Raw genomic sequence first — 13,851 nt, forward strand, 5'->3', positions numbered from 1 at the left:
CGTCGTCAGCCTCTACAGGGCGGGCCTGCTACCCGCAAGGATGGGGTGGGCGTCTGCAATTCGTCCGGCAACCGAGGCGTTCGACCTGTTCTGTGTGTCTGATGCAACACCTTTGGATAATCATTAGGTGCGGATAGCTGACGGGGATCGATCTGTGTTAGCTGCCGTTCAGCGAAGGAATCGTAACAAGATTCGTCTATAAAAGATTCGCAGGGAGTTGTTGTTTTGGTCGCCAAGCGCGTGATGGTCGGGATGTTCGCCGGAGTGGCTGCTGCCGCTGCGGTCTTCGTCGCGCCCGCGTTCGGCGCCTCCGAACAGCAGGTCCGCATCGCCAAGCGCCCGGCGCTGTCGGTGCGCGGCACGGGCGGCTTCACCCCATCGGCGGCGGACCCCCGGCTTGCGGCGCTGTTCGCGCGCGGCGGCTTCGATGCCGGCAGCTTCCGCTTCACCCCGGCCGAAACGCGTCGCGACAATCGTGCCGTCACCGTCGCCGTCCGCGCGCAGACCAACCGTGGTATCGATACCACGCGTCTCGCGACCAGCACCGCGCCGACCGTCGGATTGGCGCCGATCGCGTATAATCTGGGCATGTCGGTCGGCTGGAAGCGGTTTGCGGTGTCGGGCGATCTGGCACGCGTGGATCTGGCCGGGATGCCGGGCAGCCGGAGCTCCGCCGATGTGGCGGTCAGCTATGCGGGCAAGCGGTTCACGGGCAGCGTCAAGGCTGCGGCGGATCGTCCGCTCGCCAATACGCCGCGTCTCGTCGAGGATGCGCCGAGCTATTCGGTCGATCTCGGCGGATCCTATTCGCTCACGCGGAACATCGATGTGACCGCCGGCGTCCGCTATCGGTCGGATCGTGAGCGGTTCGTTCGGCTCGAGGACGATCGTCGCGACAGCCAGGCCGTCTATCTCGGGACCGCCTTCCGCTTCTGATCCGGGCGCAGCCTGACCGGCGATAAGCCGTGAACCGCCCCCATCACGTCCACGCATCGATCGCGGCCCAGCCGTGAAAGCCCAGCATCCTGAGTCGCCGCCACCGTGCGGCCGTCATGCCGCCTAGTGCGATGATCGGCAGTCCGAGTCCGCGTGCAACCCGCAGAGCAGCCGCGGGACCGATCGCTGGCGCCCCCGGATGCGACCGCGTCGGATAGATCGGCGACACGAACAGCGCGTCGGCACCGGCTCGCGCGCCGAGCATCGCCTCGCGCCGATCATGCGCGGGCCAGGTTCGCAGGCTCCCACCGCGGCCGGCGCCATGCACGCCATCGATCCCGGCAAATCCGGGTCGCGCGACCACCACCAGCCGTCGCGCCTGCGCGATGCGGCGGATGCGCAGCGCCAGCGCCCGACGCTGCGCCGGGGGCGTCTGGTAATGGCGGATCACGACCCCCGATCCAGGCGGAATACGCTGCAACGCACGCCATAGCGCATCGCCCATCCGCTCGTCGGTCATCAGCCAGAGGCGCGGGACGGGGTTTCGGTGCGGCATCTTGCTGCCTATAGCGCCCCGCATGACAGACACGAACGGCATGACCGACGAAACCGACCGCGCGCAGCGCCTGGCCGAGATCCGCGCGCGGATCGCCAAGGCCGCCGAGATCGCCGGTCGCAAGCCCGAGGACATCGCCTTGATCGCGGTGTCGAAGACGCATCCGGCGGCGGCGATCGAACCCCTGCTCGAACAGGGTCAGCGGATATTCGGCGAGAATCGCGTCCAAGAAGCGGCGGACAAATGGCCATCGCTCAAGGCGCGATACCCCGACGTCGTCCTGCACCTGATCGGGCAGTTGCAGTCGAACAAGGCGGCGGATGCCGTCGCGTTGTTCGACTGCATCCATGTCGTCGATCGTCCGTCGCTGGTCACGGCGCTCGGCAAGGCGATGCGCGAGAGCGGGCGGCGCCCCGACTGCTATCTCCAGGTGAATATCGGTGATGAGCCGCAAAAGGGCGGCTGTGCGATCGCCGACTTGCCCGCGCTGCTCGACGCGGCCCGCGCGGCCGACCTCCCGGTTGCGGGGCTGATGTGCCTGCCTCCCGCCGACGTCGAGCCTGCGCCCTATTTCGCGCTGCTGGCAAAGCTTGCGCGCGATTGCGGAGTGTCGGGGCTGAGCATGGGTATGTCCGACGACTTCGAGACCGCGGTAACGATCGGCGCGACGCATGTCCGGATCGGCAGCGCGCTGTTCGGCGCGCGGGGGCATCGCGCATGACCGGCGCGGTCCGGTTCGATGCGCTGCTGTTCGATTTCGACGGGGTGCTGATCGACAGCGAGGCGCTCGGCAACCGGCATATCGCCGAATGGCTGACAGCTGCGGGGCATCCGATCACCCCGGAGGAGTCGATGGCGAACTTCATGGGGCTTGCCGGGCCGCAATTCGTCGACGCGATCGAGCGCTGGATCGATCGGCCGCTGCCCGAGGCGTTCTACGCGGCGCGCAAGGCGGAGGATGACCGCGTGATGGCCGCCGGTATCGAAGCGATCGCAGGTGCGGTCGCCTTCGTGCGAGCCTTGCCGGCCGATCTGTCCAAGGCGATCGTCTCGTCGAGCCCGACCCGCTGGATCGCGCGGCACCTCGACCATATCGGCCTGCGCGACGCGTTCGGCGATCATCTCTATAGTGGCCGCGAGCATGTCACGAACGGCAAGCCTGCGCCTGATCTCTATCTCTACGGTGCCGAACGGCTCGGCGTCGACATCGGCCGGACCGCGATCCTCGAGGATTCCCCGGTCGGCGCGACCGGCGCGGTGGCGTCGGGCGGCTATGTCATCGGACTGTCCGCGGGGTCGCATTGCGGGCCGGACCACGGCGCGCGGCTGAAGGCGATCGGCGTCGATGCGCTGGCCGACGATTTCGACGCGGTGGCGCGCGTCCTGCGAGAGGGGGCCTAGGCCCGCCGCCTGCGCAGGATCGCGCCGACGCCCGCCACCAGGTCATAGGGGATCGCCGCAGCCTCGCGTGCGCGCATCTTGATCTGGTAGCGGCGGCTGCCGCCATGCGGGACGTGGATCGCGCTGGCGGGCATGCCCAGCATCGCGAACAGCATGCGGATGCGGGGCTGGTGATAGCCGTCGGTGCAGATCATGCACTGGGCATACTGCCCCGCGCGGGCGAACCGGGTCGCCGCGACCACGCTCTGCAGTGTATCGAGACTGGCTTCGTCGAGATGGATCCGCGACCGATCGACCGTTTCCGCCAGCCGGTCGGCCATCACCGACGCCTCCGACGGACCATGACGGCCGATCGCCCCCGAACAGAACAGGTCCGCCTCGGTATAGCGTGCCGCCGCCGCTGCCGCGAACGCGATCCGTCGCTCGAGCGTCGGGCTCGGGCTGCCGTCCGCACGCACCGCGGCGCCGAACACGACGATCAGCCGCCGCGAGGGAGGTATATCGATCAAAGCTGATGCCCGGTGCGGTCGCGCTTGGTCGCAAGATAGCGGGCATTGTGCGGATTCGCGGGCAGCGCATGGGGAACGCGCTCCGCCACCGTCACACCAGTCGCTTCGAGTCCGGCGACCTTTGCCGGATTGTTGGTGAGCAACCGGACCTGGTTCTGGCCGAGCAGGCTCAGCATCCGCGCGGCAACACCGAAATCGCGTGCATCGATCGCAAAGCCCAGCCGGGTATTGGCGTCGACCGTGTCGAACCCCTGATCCTGCAGCGCATAGGCGCGCAGCTTGTTGACCAGGCCGATGCCGCGCCCCTCCTGACGCAGATAGAGCAATATGCCCCAGCCGCTGTGCTGGATCGCGTGGATTGCGGCGTGGAGCTGCGGCCCGCAGTCGCATTTGAGGCTGCCGAGCACGTCACCGGTCAGGCATTCGCTGTGCAGCCGGACGAGCGGGGCATCGCCATTCGGCTGCCCGATCAGGAGGGCGATGTGTTCGTCGGCGCTTTCCGGCGAACGGAAGGCGACGATCTCGGCATCCTCCGCGCCCTCGACCGGCAAGCGTGCGCGGGTCGCGATGACGAGCCGGGTCGCATCCTCATGCGCGTCGATATCGGCGGCGGTCGCGGTCGCCTCGGGCGCACCGCTGCCCAGGAAGAAGGCGGGCAACAGCCCGGCGATCCGTGCGAGCCGCAACGCCGCCGCGGCGGCGTCGGGATGCGGGACGGGCAGGGTGCGGAAAGGACCCTTGAGCGGCGTCGCGAGGTCGAACTGCGGGTCGGCAAGCGCGGTCGCGGCGGGAAAGTCGATCCAGGGTGCGCGATCGACGAGGACGGGGGCGGTCGGGTCGGCCGCCTCGAGCTGGTTGGCGAGCTTCAGCGTCACCGCCCGTCCCGACGAGATCAGCACCCCGCCGGTCGCCGGCGGATCGAATGTCGCGAGTCGATCCGCGTCCGCCGTCTCGACCGCGAGCAACGTCAGTCCGTCGATCGCGATCGGCCAGCCGCGGCGCAGGGCATCGACCGCGCGGGCCGCGGCGCGCGGATTGGGGCGATCGCTCAAAAGGCGAACTCGGTCAGGATCGGGATATGGTCGGAAGGCTTGAGCCAGCTGCGGCACGGCTCGAATACGTAATGCGCGACGGCGGCGTCCGCGGCCGCGCCCGTCGCCCACATGTGATCGAGCCGCCGCCCGCGATCGGACGTCGCCCAGTCCTTCGCGCGGTAGCTCCACCAAGTGAACAGCCGCGCAGGGGCGGGATGGAAGCGGCGGCCGAGATCGACCCAGTTTCCCGCCGCCTGAAGCCGGGCCAGCGCCTCGACCTCGACCGGCGTATGACTGACGACGTCGAGCAGCTGCTTGTGGCTCCAGACGTCCGACTCGAGCGGCGCGATGTTGAAATCGCCGACCAGGATCGTCGGGCCGCTGAGCGTTTCCGACCAGCGCGTCATCCGCTCGAGAAAGTCGAGCTTCTGGCCGAATTTCGGATTGGCGTCGCGGTCGGGGACGTCGCCGCCAGCGGGAATGTACACATTCTCCAGCCTCACGCCGTTTTCCAGGCGTACGCCGACGTGGCGGGCTTCGCTGTTCGCCTGCCAGTCGAACCGGTCGTCGGCGACGATCGGCACCTTGCTCAGGATCGCGACGCCGTGATGCATCCGCTGGCCGTGGAGCACGATATGCTCATAGCCGAGCGCGCGGAACGTCTCGAAGGGGAAGTCGTCGTCGACGACCTTGGTTTCCTGGAGGCACAGGATGTCGGGCGCGGCTTCCTTCAGAAACTGCTCGACGATTGCGATCCGGAAGCGGACCGAGTTGATGTTCCAGGAGACGATTTTCACGCGTGCGATGTAGCGCCGCGTGGGGGTGGCGACAAGGATCGCGCGGCGGCGTGCCGATCAACGAAAAGACCCCCGCTCCGGGGGCGTGGAGCGAGGGCCGACTCAGCGTTCGTCACGCAGGCAGACAATGGGGACACCATCCGGGCAACAGGGGGAAAAATCCCGAATGCCCCACATCCGCGACTCAGCCCCTAGCGCCAGGAACCTGTCGCCGGGATGAATGAAACGACAATGCCGTTCATTTTCAGGAGGTGACCAGACTTACCGGGTCCGGCGCGGGTCGTTCCACCGGAAGGTGTTGTCGCTGACCGGTCCGCCGAACTTCTGCTTGGACAGGCGGATGGTGGTCCGGTTGTTCTGGCTGTCGAGCGCGACCCAGCCCTGCAACATCAGCCCGCCGGGGGCGGCGGCATCGCGTGCGAAGACCAAGGTGATGCGGCCATATTCGGGATGCTTGGGGTCGTTCGCCTCGACCGAGACGACGCGGTTGTCATAGCCGGGCACCAGCTTGGCATAGCGCGTGATGTCACGGCTCGGGTCGAGCAGCACGCCGAGCGGCGAATTCTTGATCGGCCAGCGCTGCACCTGCTTTACCGAATAGTCGATGAAGGTCAGCGCGCCGCCCTCGGCGACGATCAGGATCGGTACGCCCTTCTCATACTGGAACCGCAGCTTGCCCGGCTTCTTGAGCGTCAGCACGCCGGTCAGCACCTTGCCGTTGCGATCCGCCTGCGAAAAGTCGGCGGTCATCGTCGTGACCGATTGCAGGTGCTTCTGCACGGCGGCGAGGTCGCCAGTCGCCTGCGCGGCGATCGGCGACGGCACGGCGGCGACCGAGAGGGCGGCGATCGTCGCGATCACCGCGGGGCGGGTGTTGAACATCGAAATCTCCTTGGACGCGGGCAATGCCGGGCCGGGCTTGAACGGGTTGTGAACTGGGATGCGTGAGGATCGGGTCATTGCCGCCAGAGCCTCCGTCATCCTGGGCCTGGCGCAGGATCCAGCGCCGCATAGACCGGGTTTTGGGGCTCTGGATCTCAGCTGTCGCTGGGATGACGGGCAGGGTATGCTGGACGCCCCCTCAACCCCTCAGATCGCATGCCCTTCGGTATCGCGCAGGACCTCGCGGCGTCCGACATGATCGGGCCGGCCGACGATGCCGTCCTTTTCCATCCGCTCGATCAATCGCGCCGCCGAGTTGTAGCCGATCCGCAACTGCCGCTGCAGCCACGAAGTCGAGGCCTTTTGCGATTCGCAGACCAGCTGGATGGCGTTGCGATATTGCTGGTCCTCCGCCGAATCCTCGCCGGTCGGCGAGCCTTCGAGCGTGAAGCCGTCCTCGGGCTCCTCGGTGACCGACGAGATGTAATCGGGCAGGCCCTGCGATCGCCAGTGATCCGCCACCAGCCGGACCTCGTCATCGCTGACGAACGGCCCGTGGACGCGGACGATGCCCTTGCCGCCGGGCATGTAGAGCATGTCGCCCTTGCCGAGCAGCTGTTCGGCGCCCTGTTCGCCGAGAATGGTGCGCGAATCGATCTTCGACGTGACGTGGAAGCTGATCCGCGTCGGCAGATTGGCCTTGATGACACCGGTGATGACGTCGACCGATGGCCGCTGAGTCGCCATGATCAGGTGGATGCCCGCCGCGCGCGCCTTCTGCGCGAGCCGCTGGATGAGGAATTCGACCTCCTTGCCCGCGGTCATCATCAGGTCGGCCAGCTCGTCGACGATCACCACGATCTGCGGCAGCACGTCATATTCGAGCTTCTCCTCCTCGTACATCGGCGCACCGGTGTCGGGATGATAGCCGGTCTGCACCTTGCGCCCGAGCGGTTGCCCCTTGGCCTTGGCGCCACGCACCTTGTCGTTGAAGCCGGCGAGGCTGCGCACGCCGACGGAGGACATCTGGCGATAGCGATCCTCCATCGTCTCGACCGCCCATTTCAGCGCGCGCACCGCCTTGGCGGGATCGGTGACGACCGGCGACAGCAGATGCGGGATGTCGTCGTACATGCTCAGCTCGAGCATCTTCGGATCGATCATGATCATTCGGCACTGGTTCGGCGTCAGCTTGTACAGCAGCGACAGGATCATGCTGTTGAGCCCGACCGACTTGCCCGAGCCCGTCGTCCCGGCGACGAGCAGATGCGGCATCGGCGCGAGGTCGGCGATCACCGAATCGCCCGCGATGTTCTTGCCCAGGATGATCGGCAGCTGCGCGGCCTGATCCTCGAACGTCTGGCTGCCGACGAGCTCGTGCAGCGACACCGCCTCGCGCCGCGCATTGGGCAGTTCGATGCCGATCACATTGCGTCCCGGGATCACCGCGACGCGTGCGGAGATCGCCGACATGTTGCGCGCGATATCGTCGGCCAGCGCGATCACGCGGCTCGCCTTGATGCCGGGCGCGGGCTCGAGCTCGTACATCGTCACGACCGGGCCCGGCCGCACCTCGATGATCGATCCCTTGACGTGGAAATCGTCGAGCACGTTCTCCAGCAGCCGCGCGTTGCGTTCGAGCCCGGCCTTGTCGACGACATTGCCCTGGCTCGGCGGCGACGGCGTCAGCAGGTCGACGCTCGGCAGCGTGTAATTGTCGCGTAGGTCGAGCTGGCGTTCCTTGGGTTTCGCCTGCGACGGGGCGTTCTGGCGGTCGGCGATGACGGGCGCGGGGCGTGGATCGGGTTCGGCGATCGCGCGCGGCTCGACGGGCTTGCGCGTCAGCGTCAGCGGCTCGTCCTCGTCGTCAGGCCCGCCGACATAACCGTCGGCACCATCATCATAGCCGAGCGCCGGGATCCGATTGCGCCGGAAGCGCCACTTGCGCTCGCCCAGATCGATCTCGATGCTCTTGCCCCAGACGATCGCGCCCGCGATCGCGGCAACCAGCCCGACGGCGCGCGCCGACCAGAGTTCGGCGACCGGCTGGCCCAGGAAACCAAGCCCCCAATGCACCGCATTGGCGACCGACAGGCCGATGATGCCACCCCAGCCTGCGGGAAGTGCGAGCACCGACGCGTCGGACACGAAGGCGAGCGCGCTGGCCATCAGCGCGACGCCGAGCGCCGCGCCGCGCAGCATCCGTGCCCAGCGTCCGACCGGCAGGTCGCGCCACAGCCGCATCGCAAGGATCGGCCCGACCGGCAGCAGCAGCGCGACGGCGGGGCCGAACAGCGACAGCGCGATATCGGCGAACCACGCGCCCGGCGGGCCGATCAGGTTGGCGGGATAGCCGCCCGACGCGGTGTTCAGCGCCGGATCGCTGGCATGATAGCTGGCCAGCGCCAGCGCCATCAGCAACGTCGCGACGAACAGCGCGATCGCGGCGATCAGTGCGCCGCTGCGCACCGCCCCCGCCTTTACCGTCTCACGCCATAAGGCTGGCTGCGCGCGGCTGGCCATGACCTCAAATCCTTCAATGTGCGAAAATCCGACTTTTCATCGCGCCGGGCGGGTCCGACGTCAAGGCGAGCACGCGACAACACGGGTTAAAGCGACCCCGGATCTGCGTTGGCAGCGGCGGGCGGGCGGGATAGAGCGGCATCATGGACACAGATGTACTCATCCTCGGTGGCGGGCTGGTCGGTGCGACGCTCGCCGTGGCGCTCGACGTGCACGGCATCTCGACGATCGTGATCGATCCGGCGGACCCCGCGGTCACGCTGGCGCCGGGCTTCGATGGCCGGGCTTCGGCCGTCGCGAGCGCGAGCCACCGGATGCTCGATGCGATCGGCGTCGGCGCGACGCTGGCGGGGCAGGGCTGCGCGATCCGCCAGATCCGCGTCAGCGACGGGCTGGAACCGGGCAAGCTCGATTTCGTCCCCGCCGCGGACGACGGCGCGCTGGGCACGATGTACGAGAACAAGCTGCTCCGTCACACGCTGTTCGATGCCGCGAGCGCGGCGGCGCATGTCGACCTGCGGATGATAACGCGCGCGACCGACCTTGACCGCAGTGCCGCGGGGGTGACCGCGACGCTCGATTCGGGCGCGGTGGTCCGCGCGCCGCTGGTCGTCGTCGCCGAGGGGCGCAAGTCGCCGACGCGCGAGGCAGCCGGGATCACGATGGCGCACTGGTCCTATGATCATACCGCGATCATCGCCGCCTTTCATCACGAACGCTCGCATGAGGATGTCGCCTACGAGATCTTCTACGCCAGCGGCCCGTTCGCGCTGCTGCCGCTGCCCGACGATGCGGAGGGGCATCGCTCGGCGATCGTGTGGACGGTCGACACGAAAAACGCCGCGGGCATGCTCAAGATGGGCGACCGCGCGTTCCTCGCCGAAGCGAGCAAGCGCATGGGCGGCTTTCTCGGCGAGCTGTCGAAGCTGACGCCGCGCTCCTCCTATCCGCTCGGCTTTCAGCATGCCGCCAGGATCACCGACACGCGGCTCGCGCTGGTCGGTGATGCGGCGCATGGCATCCACCCGATCGCGGGACAGGGGCTGAATCTCGGCTTTCGCGACGTGGCGACGCTCGCCGAAGTCCTGGTCGAGGGCAAACGCCTCGGCCTCGACCTCGGCGATGCGGCGCTGCTCGCGCGCTACCAGCGCTGGCGCGGGCTCGACACGTTCATGACCGCCGCCGCGACCGACACGCTGACCCGGCTGTTCGGCATGCCCGGCAAGACCGCGAGCGCGGTGCGCCGCTTCGGCATCAGCGCGGTCAACGCGCTACCGCCGCTCAAGGATCGCTTCATGGCAGAGGCGCGCGGCGAGAGCGGCGACCTGCCCAAGCTGCTTCAGGGTCTGACGATCTGACCATCGCCCGTCCGCGCGATCTGGCGATCGTGCGGGCGGGACAGCAGCATGACGGCGAGCGCGGCGCCGACCAGGCACATCAGCATGTCCCACTGCGTATCCCAGGGGTCGCCCTGCGTACCGAGAAACGCGTCCGCGCCCTCGCCGAGCGAAACCGCCGCACCGAATTCGATCAGTTCGTACAACGCGCTGATGGCGAGGCAATAGGCGAGGACGGTGACGGTCAGCAGCCGTGGCGAGGCGAGATGCCGACCCCGGATCAACAGCTCGCGCAGCACGATCGCGGAGACGAACCCCTGGATCAGGTGACCGAACCGGTCATAGGGATTGCGCGCTAGATGCAGCCAGTCCTGCACCATGAAACCGGCCGGGACGCGGGCATAGCTATAGGCGCCGCCCAGCATCAGCACGAAGCCGTGGAACGCGATCAGGACCAGCGCCAAAGGGGTGAAGGCGAACCGGTGACGCAGCGCCACCAGGATCGGAAAGGCGATCAGGACGGGCGCCACCTCCATCCACCAGGTGGCGCGGTCGAAGGGCGACCATCCCGATGCCGCGAGCCCGATGCTCCAGGCCACCCCTAGAATGACGAGGCGGCGGTCGGGTTTCGACATCAGGCGGTTGCGGCACCATCGATTGGCCGCGCCTCTTCGACCAGCATCACCGGCACGCCGTCGCGGATCGGATAGGCGAGCCCGGCGGCATCGGAGATCAGCTCCTGCGCGGCCTCGTCGTAGCGCAAGGGGGTGCGCGACACCGGACAGACGAGGCGTTCGAGCAGCCAGGGATCGAGCCCGCTCATTGCAGCGTCACCTGTTCGTCGCCGTCGTGTCGCCCGAAAAACTGCATCAGCTGGATGATCAGCTCGGCGCGCGTTTCGATGTCGGGGGCCTCGAGCAGCGCCTGCTTGGCGGCGGAATCGAACGGGGCGATCCAGCGCATACCGTTGACCAGGCTCTCGTCGTCGAGCCGCGCGACCGCGTCCCAGTCGACCGCATAGCCCTGCACGTCGGCGAAGCGGCGTGATTCGAGTTCGAGCGACGAGCGGCGGCCGAGGGACAGCGTGTCGTCCTCGATCACCGGCAGCAATTCGGCCTCGACCTGGCGGAAGGGCGTGGTGACATCGAGTTCGCGGACGATGCGGAACATCGCGACGCCCTCCAGCACGACATTGTACCGGCCGTCCTCGAGCGCCTCGACCTCGGCGATCTTGCCGACGCAGCCCAGTGCGTAGAGCTCTCCATCATCACCGCGCGGCTGGATCATGCCGATCCGCCGGTCGCGCGCCATCGCGTCGCTGATCATTGCCCGATAGCGCGGCTCGAACAGGTGCAGCGGCAACTGCATGCCCGGGAACAGCAGCGCGCCGGGCAGGGGGAAGATGGAGAGCCGGGTCGTCATCCGAACAGGATCGCAGACAGGCGCCGCCGCTGTCCAGAGACCCAGGGATCCTCAAGGCCCACCACCTCGAACAATTTCAGCAACTGCGTCCGCGCGGCGCTCTCGTTCCAGTCGCGATCCGCAGCGATGATGGCGAGGAAGTTGTCCGCGGCGGCATCGCGGTCGTTCGCCGCCATCTGGCCGTTGGCGAGCGCGAAGCGTGCGGCCAGGTCGTCTGGTGCGGCCTCGACCGCGGCGATCAGTGGCGACAGGTCGGCGACCGGCGGCGCGGACTGGGCCAGCGCCAGCGCGGCCTGCGCGCGGTGGATTGCCGGATCCTTGGCAATCGCGGGGTCCAGATTCGCAAGCCAGTCCGCCGCCTCGTCGAGCTGCCCGGTCAGGACGAGCGCGCGGACGAAGCCGGCATGGACCGCGGGGTGCTCGGGCGCCATGTCGGCGATCTGGCGGAAGATCCCCAGCGCGCGTTCCCCGTCGCCCTCGGCAAGGACCTCCTCACCCATCGCGATCAGCGGTTCGATGTCGGGGGCGTCGGTATTGGCCTCCGCTTCGATCGGCAGCTGCTTGAGCAACTGATCGAGGATCGCGCGCAGCTGCGAATCGGTGCGTGCGCTGGTCATGTCGGCGACCAGCTGTCCCTGGTACATCGCATAGACGGTCGGGATCGACTTGATCTGGAATTGCGCGGCAATGAACTGGTTCTTGTCGGTGTCGACCTTCGCCAGCACGACGCCCTTGACCGCATAATCCGCGGCGACCTTTTCCAGCGTCGGACCGAGCGCCTTGCACGGCCCGCACCATTCCGCCCAGAAGTCGATGATCACGAGTTTCGTCATCGACGGTTCGACGACATCGCGACGGAACGCCTCGACGGCGTCCTTCTCGGCAGGCGACATTCCAAGCGTGGCCAACATACACTCCCGTATTGAACTCTGCGCTATCTGGGGCGGCGGCGCGGTGATTGCCACCATCTTACCGACACTCTCAATGGAAGTCGCGCGACTTGGGCAGGACACGCACGTCGCGGGGATGCTGCGCGCGCGAGGGTTGCGACAGCGACGTCCGTGAATCCGGACTGCGCGTCGGGACGGAACGGACCACTTCGTCCGCGCGGCACAATGGCGCGTCGAGTGCATGGTCCTCGGACAGGAACCGGAGCATCGCGCTGCGATCCTGGACGCGCGATGCGATCAGATGCGTGACGCCCTCCTCGCTGCGCTGGATCACCCCTTCGAGAACCATCAGCCGCGAGGCCATCACCGCGCGGCGGTTCGACTCGAAATCGCGCGCCCAGATCAGCCCGTTGGTGACGCCGGTCTCGTCCTCGATCGTCACGAAGATAGCATTGCCCTTGCCCGGGCGCTGGCGGACGAGGACGATGCCCGCGACCCTGGCGCGCCGGCCGTCCCTGGTGGCACAGGCCTGCGCGCTCGACAGGATTCCCTCGGCGGCGAAGCGATCGCGCAGGAACGCCATCGGATGCGCCTTCAGCGACAGGCCGGTCGTTTGGTAATCGGCGGCGACCTGTTCGGACAGGGGCATCGCGGGAAGCTGTGCATCGGGTTCGACGCCCAGCTCGGGCACATCGGCGGCGGCGAACAGCGCGAGCTGCCTGGGCGGGGTACGGCGGACGTCCCACAGCGCCTCGCGGCGATCCTTGGCGAGCGAGCGGAACGCATCCGCGTCGGCGAGCAGGTTCATCGCGCGCTGCGGCAGGTCGGCGCGGCGGGCAAGGTCCTCGATCCCGGTGAAGCGCGCGAGCGTGCGCGCCGCGACGAGATTGTGCGCCCATTCCGCACGGAACCCGTCGACCTGCCGAAAGCCGAGGCGCAACGATTCCTGTCCGACCGTGGTGCCGGCTTCGAGGCCATTGTCCCACAGGCTCGCATTCACATCGACGGGCAGCACGGTCACCCCGTGTTCGACCGCGTCGCGCACCAGCTGTGCCGGAGCGTAGAACCCCATGGGCTGCGAATTGAGCAGCGCGCAGGCGAACACCGCGGGGTGGAAGCATTTGATCCACGACGAGACATAGACCAGCCGTGCGAACGACAGCGCATGGCTTTCGGGAAAGCCGTAGGATCCGAACCCCTCGATCTGTTTGAAACAGCGTTCGGCGAACTCCGCCTCATAGCCACGGCGAACCATGCCGCCGATCAGCTTGGCCTGGAAGTTATCCATGCCGCCGACCTTGCGGAACGTCGCCATCGACTTGCGCAACTGGTTCGCTTCGCCCGGCGTGAACCCGGCCGCGACGATCGCCAGCTTCATCGCCTGTTCCTGGAACAGCGGCACGCCATAGGTGAAGCGGAGCAGCTGCTGGAGTTCGTCGGGCGGACCGAAACGCGGGTGGGGCGAGGGGAAGTCGACCTTCTCCTTGCCGCTGCGGCGGCGGAGATAGGGATGGACCATGTCGCCCTCGATCGGTCCGGGGCGGACGATCGCGACCTGCACGAC

15 protein-coding genes are annotated in these 13,851 nt (G+C 67.7%); 4 read left to right on the plus strand and 11 right to left on the minus strand.

The features are described 5' to 3' along the window. Positions 1-225 precede the first annotated feature (225 nt). Entirely contained in the window at positions 226-936 is a 711-nt protein-coding gene (locus sphst_RS09055) for a hypothetical protein (protein ID WP_234387526.1), read from the plus strand. Between the two features lie 43 nt (positions 937-979). On the opposite strand, the gene sphst_RS09060 is transcribed toward sphst_RS09055, so the two are convergent. After that, positions 980-1,492, minus strand: a complete 513-nt coding sequence (locus tag sphst_RS09060) for a thiamine phosphate synthase (protein WP_107045435.1) — start codon at positions 1,490-1,492, stop codon at positions 980-982. 22 nt (positions 1,493-1,514) lie between these two features. Between sphst_RS09060 and sphst_RS09065 the strand changes: the two genes are divergently transcribed. Further along, positions 1,515-2,213, plus strand: coding sequence for a YggS family pyridoxal phosphate-dependent enzyme (locus sphst_RS09065; protein WP_234387527.1), 699 nt, complete (start codon positions 1,515-1,517; stop codon positions 2,211-2,213). Next, entirely contained in the window at positions 2,210-2,893 is a 684-nt protein-coding gene (locus tag sphst_RS09070; RefSeq protein ID WP_031396167.1) for an HAD family hydrolase, read from the plus strand. The genes sphst_RS09065 and sphst_RS09070 overlap by 4 nt, the downstream gene beginning before the upstream one ends. Here the strand turns inward: sphst_RS09070 and sphst_RS09075 are convergent. From sphst_RS09075 to sphst_RS09095, 5 genes are all read right to left on the minus strand, one after another. After that, positions 2,890-3,402, minus strand: a complete 513-nt coding sequence (locus tag sphst_RS09075) for a YdcF family protein (protein WP_051916637.1) — start codon at positions 3,400-3,402, stop codon at positions 2,890-2,892. The two genes, sphst_RS09070 and sphst_RS09075, sit on opposite strands and share 4 nt — an antisense overlap. Continuing rightward, complete coding sequence (ribA, locus tag sphst_RS09080) at positions 3,399-4,454, minus strand: GTP cyclohydrolase II (RefSeq protein ID WP_107045436.1); 1,056 nt, start codon at positions 4,452-4,454, stop codon at positions 3,399-3,401. Before ribA ends, sphst_RS09075 begins: the two co-directional genes overlap by 4 nt. After that, positions 4,451-5,233, minus strand: a complete 783-nt coding sequence (gene xth / locus sphst_RS09085) for an exodeoxyribonuclease III (RefSeq protein WP_107045437.1) — start codon at positions 5,231-5,233, stop codon at positions 4,451-4,453. The genes ribA and xth overlap by 4 nt, the downstream gene beginning before the upstream one ends. A gap of 261 nt (positions 5,234-5,494) precedes the next feature. Next, complete coding sequence (locus tag sphst_RS09090; RefSeq protein ID WP_031395416.1) at positions 5,495-6,115, minus strand: LolA family protein; 621 nt, start codon at positions 6,113-6,115, stop codon at positions 5,495-5,497. Between the two features lie 207 nt (positions 6,116-6,322). Further along, complete coding sequence (locus sphst_RS09095) at positions 6,323-8,638, minus strand: DNA translocase FtsK (protein WP_056406624.1); 2,316 nt, start codon at positions 8,636-8,638, stop codon at positions 6,323-6,325. A 143-nt stretch (positions 8,639-8,781) separates the two neighbouring features. Between sphst_RS09095 and sphst_RS09100 the strand changes: the two genes are divergently transcribed. Then, the gene (locus sphst_RS09100) at positions 8,782-9,996 is read left to right on the plus strand and encodes a UbiH/UbiF/VisC/COQ6 family ubiquinone biosynthesis hydroxylase (RefSeq protein WP_107045438.1); all 1,215 of its coding nucleotides are present in this window, start codon (positions 8,782-8,784) and stop codon (positions 9,994-9,996) included. Here sphst_RS09100 and sphst_RS09105 read toward each other — a convergent pair. The 5 genes from sphst_RS09105 to sphst_RS09125 form a co-directional block, all read right to left on the minus strand. Continuing rightward, the gene (locus sphst_RS09105) at positions 9,978-10,610 is read right to left on the minus strand and encodes a DUF2238 domain-containing protein (RefSeq protein ID WP_031395357.1); all 633 of its coding nucleotides are present in this window, start codon (positions 10,608-10,610) and stop codon (positions 9,978-9,980) included. The two genes, sphst_RS09100 and sphst_RS09105, sit on opposite strands and share 19 nt — an antisense overlap. Then, the gene (locus sphst_RS09110) at positions 10,610-10,798 is read right to left on the minus strand and encodes a Trm112 family protein (protein WP_031395356.1); all 189 of its coding nucleotides are present in this window, start codon (positions 10,796-10,798) and stop codon (positions 10,610-10,612) included. Before sphst_RS09110 ends, sphst_RS09105 begins: the two co-directional genes overlap by 1 nt. Beyond that, positions 10,795-11,397, minus strand: a complete 603-nt coding sequence (locus sphst_RS09115) for an LON peptidase substrate-binding domain-containing protein (RefSeq protein WP_107045439.1) — start codon at positions 11,395-11,397, stop codon at positions 10,795-10,797. The genes sphst_RS09110 and sphst_RS09115 overlap by 4 nt, the downstream gene beginning before the upstream one ends. After that, on the minus strand, positions 11,394-12,290 hold the full coding sequence (locus sphst_RS09120; protein WP_031395354.1) for a tetratricopeptide repeat protein: 897 nt from the start codon (positions 12,288-12,290) through the stop codon (positions 11,394-11,396). Before sphst_RS09120 ends, sphst_RS09115 begins: the two co-directional genes overlap by 4 nt. Positions 12,291-12,378: 88 nt before the next feature. After that, the coding region (locus sphst_RS09125; RefSeq protein WP_442800390.1) for a helix-hairpin-helix domain-containing protein at positions 12,379-13,851 on the minus strand (1,473 nt) is incomplete at its 5' end.

This window comes from Sphingomonas sp. STIS6.2, from assembly GCF_000732685.2.
Taxonomy (GTDB): Bacteria; Pseudomonadota; Alphaproteobacteria; order Sphingomonadales; family Sphingomonadaceae; genus Sphingomonas; species Sphingomonas aerolata.

What these genes read in the sequence shown, in the direction of transcription:
- sphst_RS09060 (WP_107045435.1), bottom strand. Translation starts at nt 1,492, where the DNA reads ATGCCGCACCGAAACCCCGTCCCGCGCCTCTGGCTGATGACCGACGAG.
- sphst_RS09065 (WP_234387527.1), top strand. Translation starts at nt 1,515, where the DNA reads ATGACAGACACGAACGGCATGACCGACGAAACCGACCGCGCGCAGCGC.
- sphst_RS09070 (WP_031396167.1), top strand. Translation starts at nt 2,210, where the DNA reads ATGACCGGCGCGGTCCGGTTCGATGCGCTGCTGTTCGATTTCGACGGG.
- sphst_RS09090 (WP_031395416.1), bottom strand. Translation starts at nt 6,115, where the DNA reads ATGTTCAACACCCGCCCCGCGGTGATCGCGACGATCGCCGCCCTCTCG.
- sphst_RS09095 (WP_056406624.1), bottom strand. Translation starts at nt 8,638, where the DNA reads ATGGCCAGCCGCGCGCAGCCAGCCTTATGGCGTGAGACGGTAAAGGCG.
- sphst_RS09100 (WP_107045438.1), top strand. Translation starts at nt 8,782, where the DNA reads ATGGACACAGATGTACTCATCCTCGGTGGCGGGCTGGTCGGTGCGACG.
- sphst_RS09105 (WP_031395357.1), bottom strand. Translation starts at nt 10,610, where the DNA reads ATGTCGAAACCCGACCGCCGCCTCGTCATTCTAGGGGTGGCCTGGAGC.
- sphst_RS09110 (WP_031395356.1), bottom strand. Translation starts at nt 10,798, where the DNA reads ATGAGCGGGCTCGATCCCTGGCTGCTCGAACGCCTCGTCTGTCCGGTG.
- sphst_RS09115 (WP_107045439.1), bottom strand. Translation starts at nt 11,397, where the DNA reads ATGACGACCCGGCTCTCCATCTTCCCCCTGCCCGGCGCGCTGCTGTTC.
- sphst_RS09120 (WP_031395354.1), bottom strand. Translation starts at nt 12,290, where the DNA reads ATGTCGCCTGCCGAGAAGGACGCCGTCGAGGCGTTCCGTCGCGATGTC.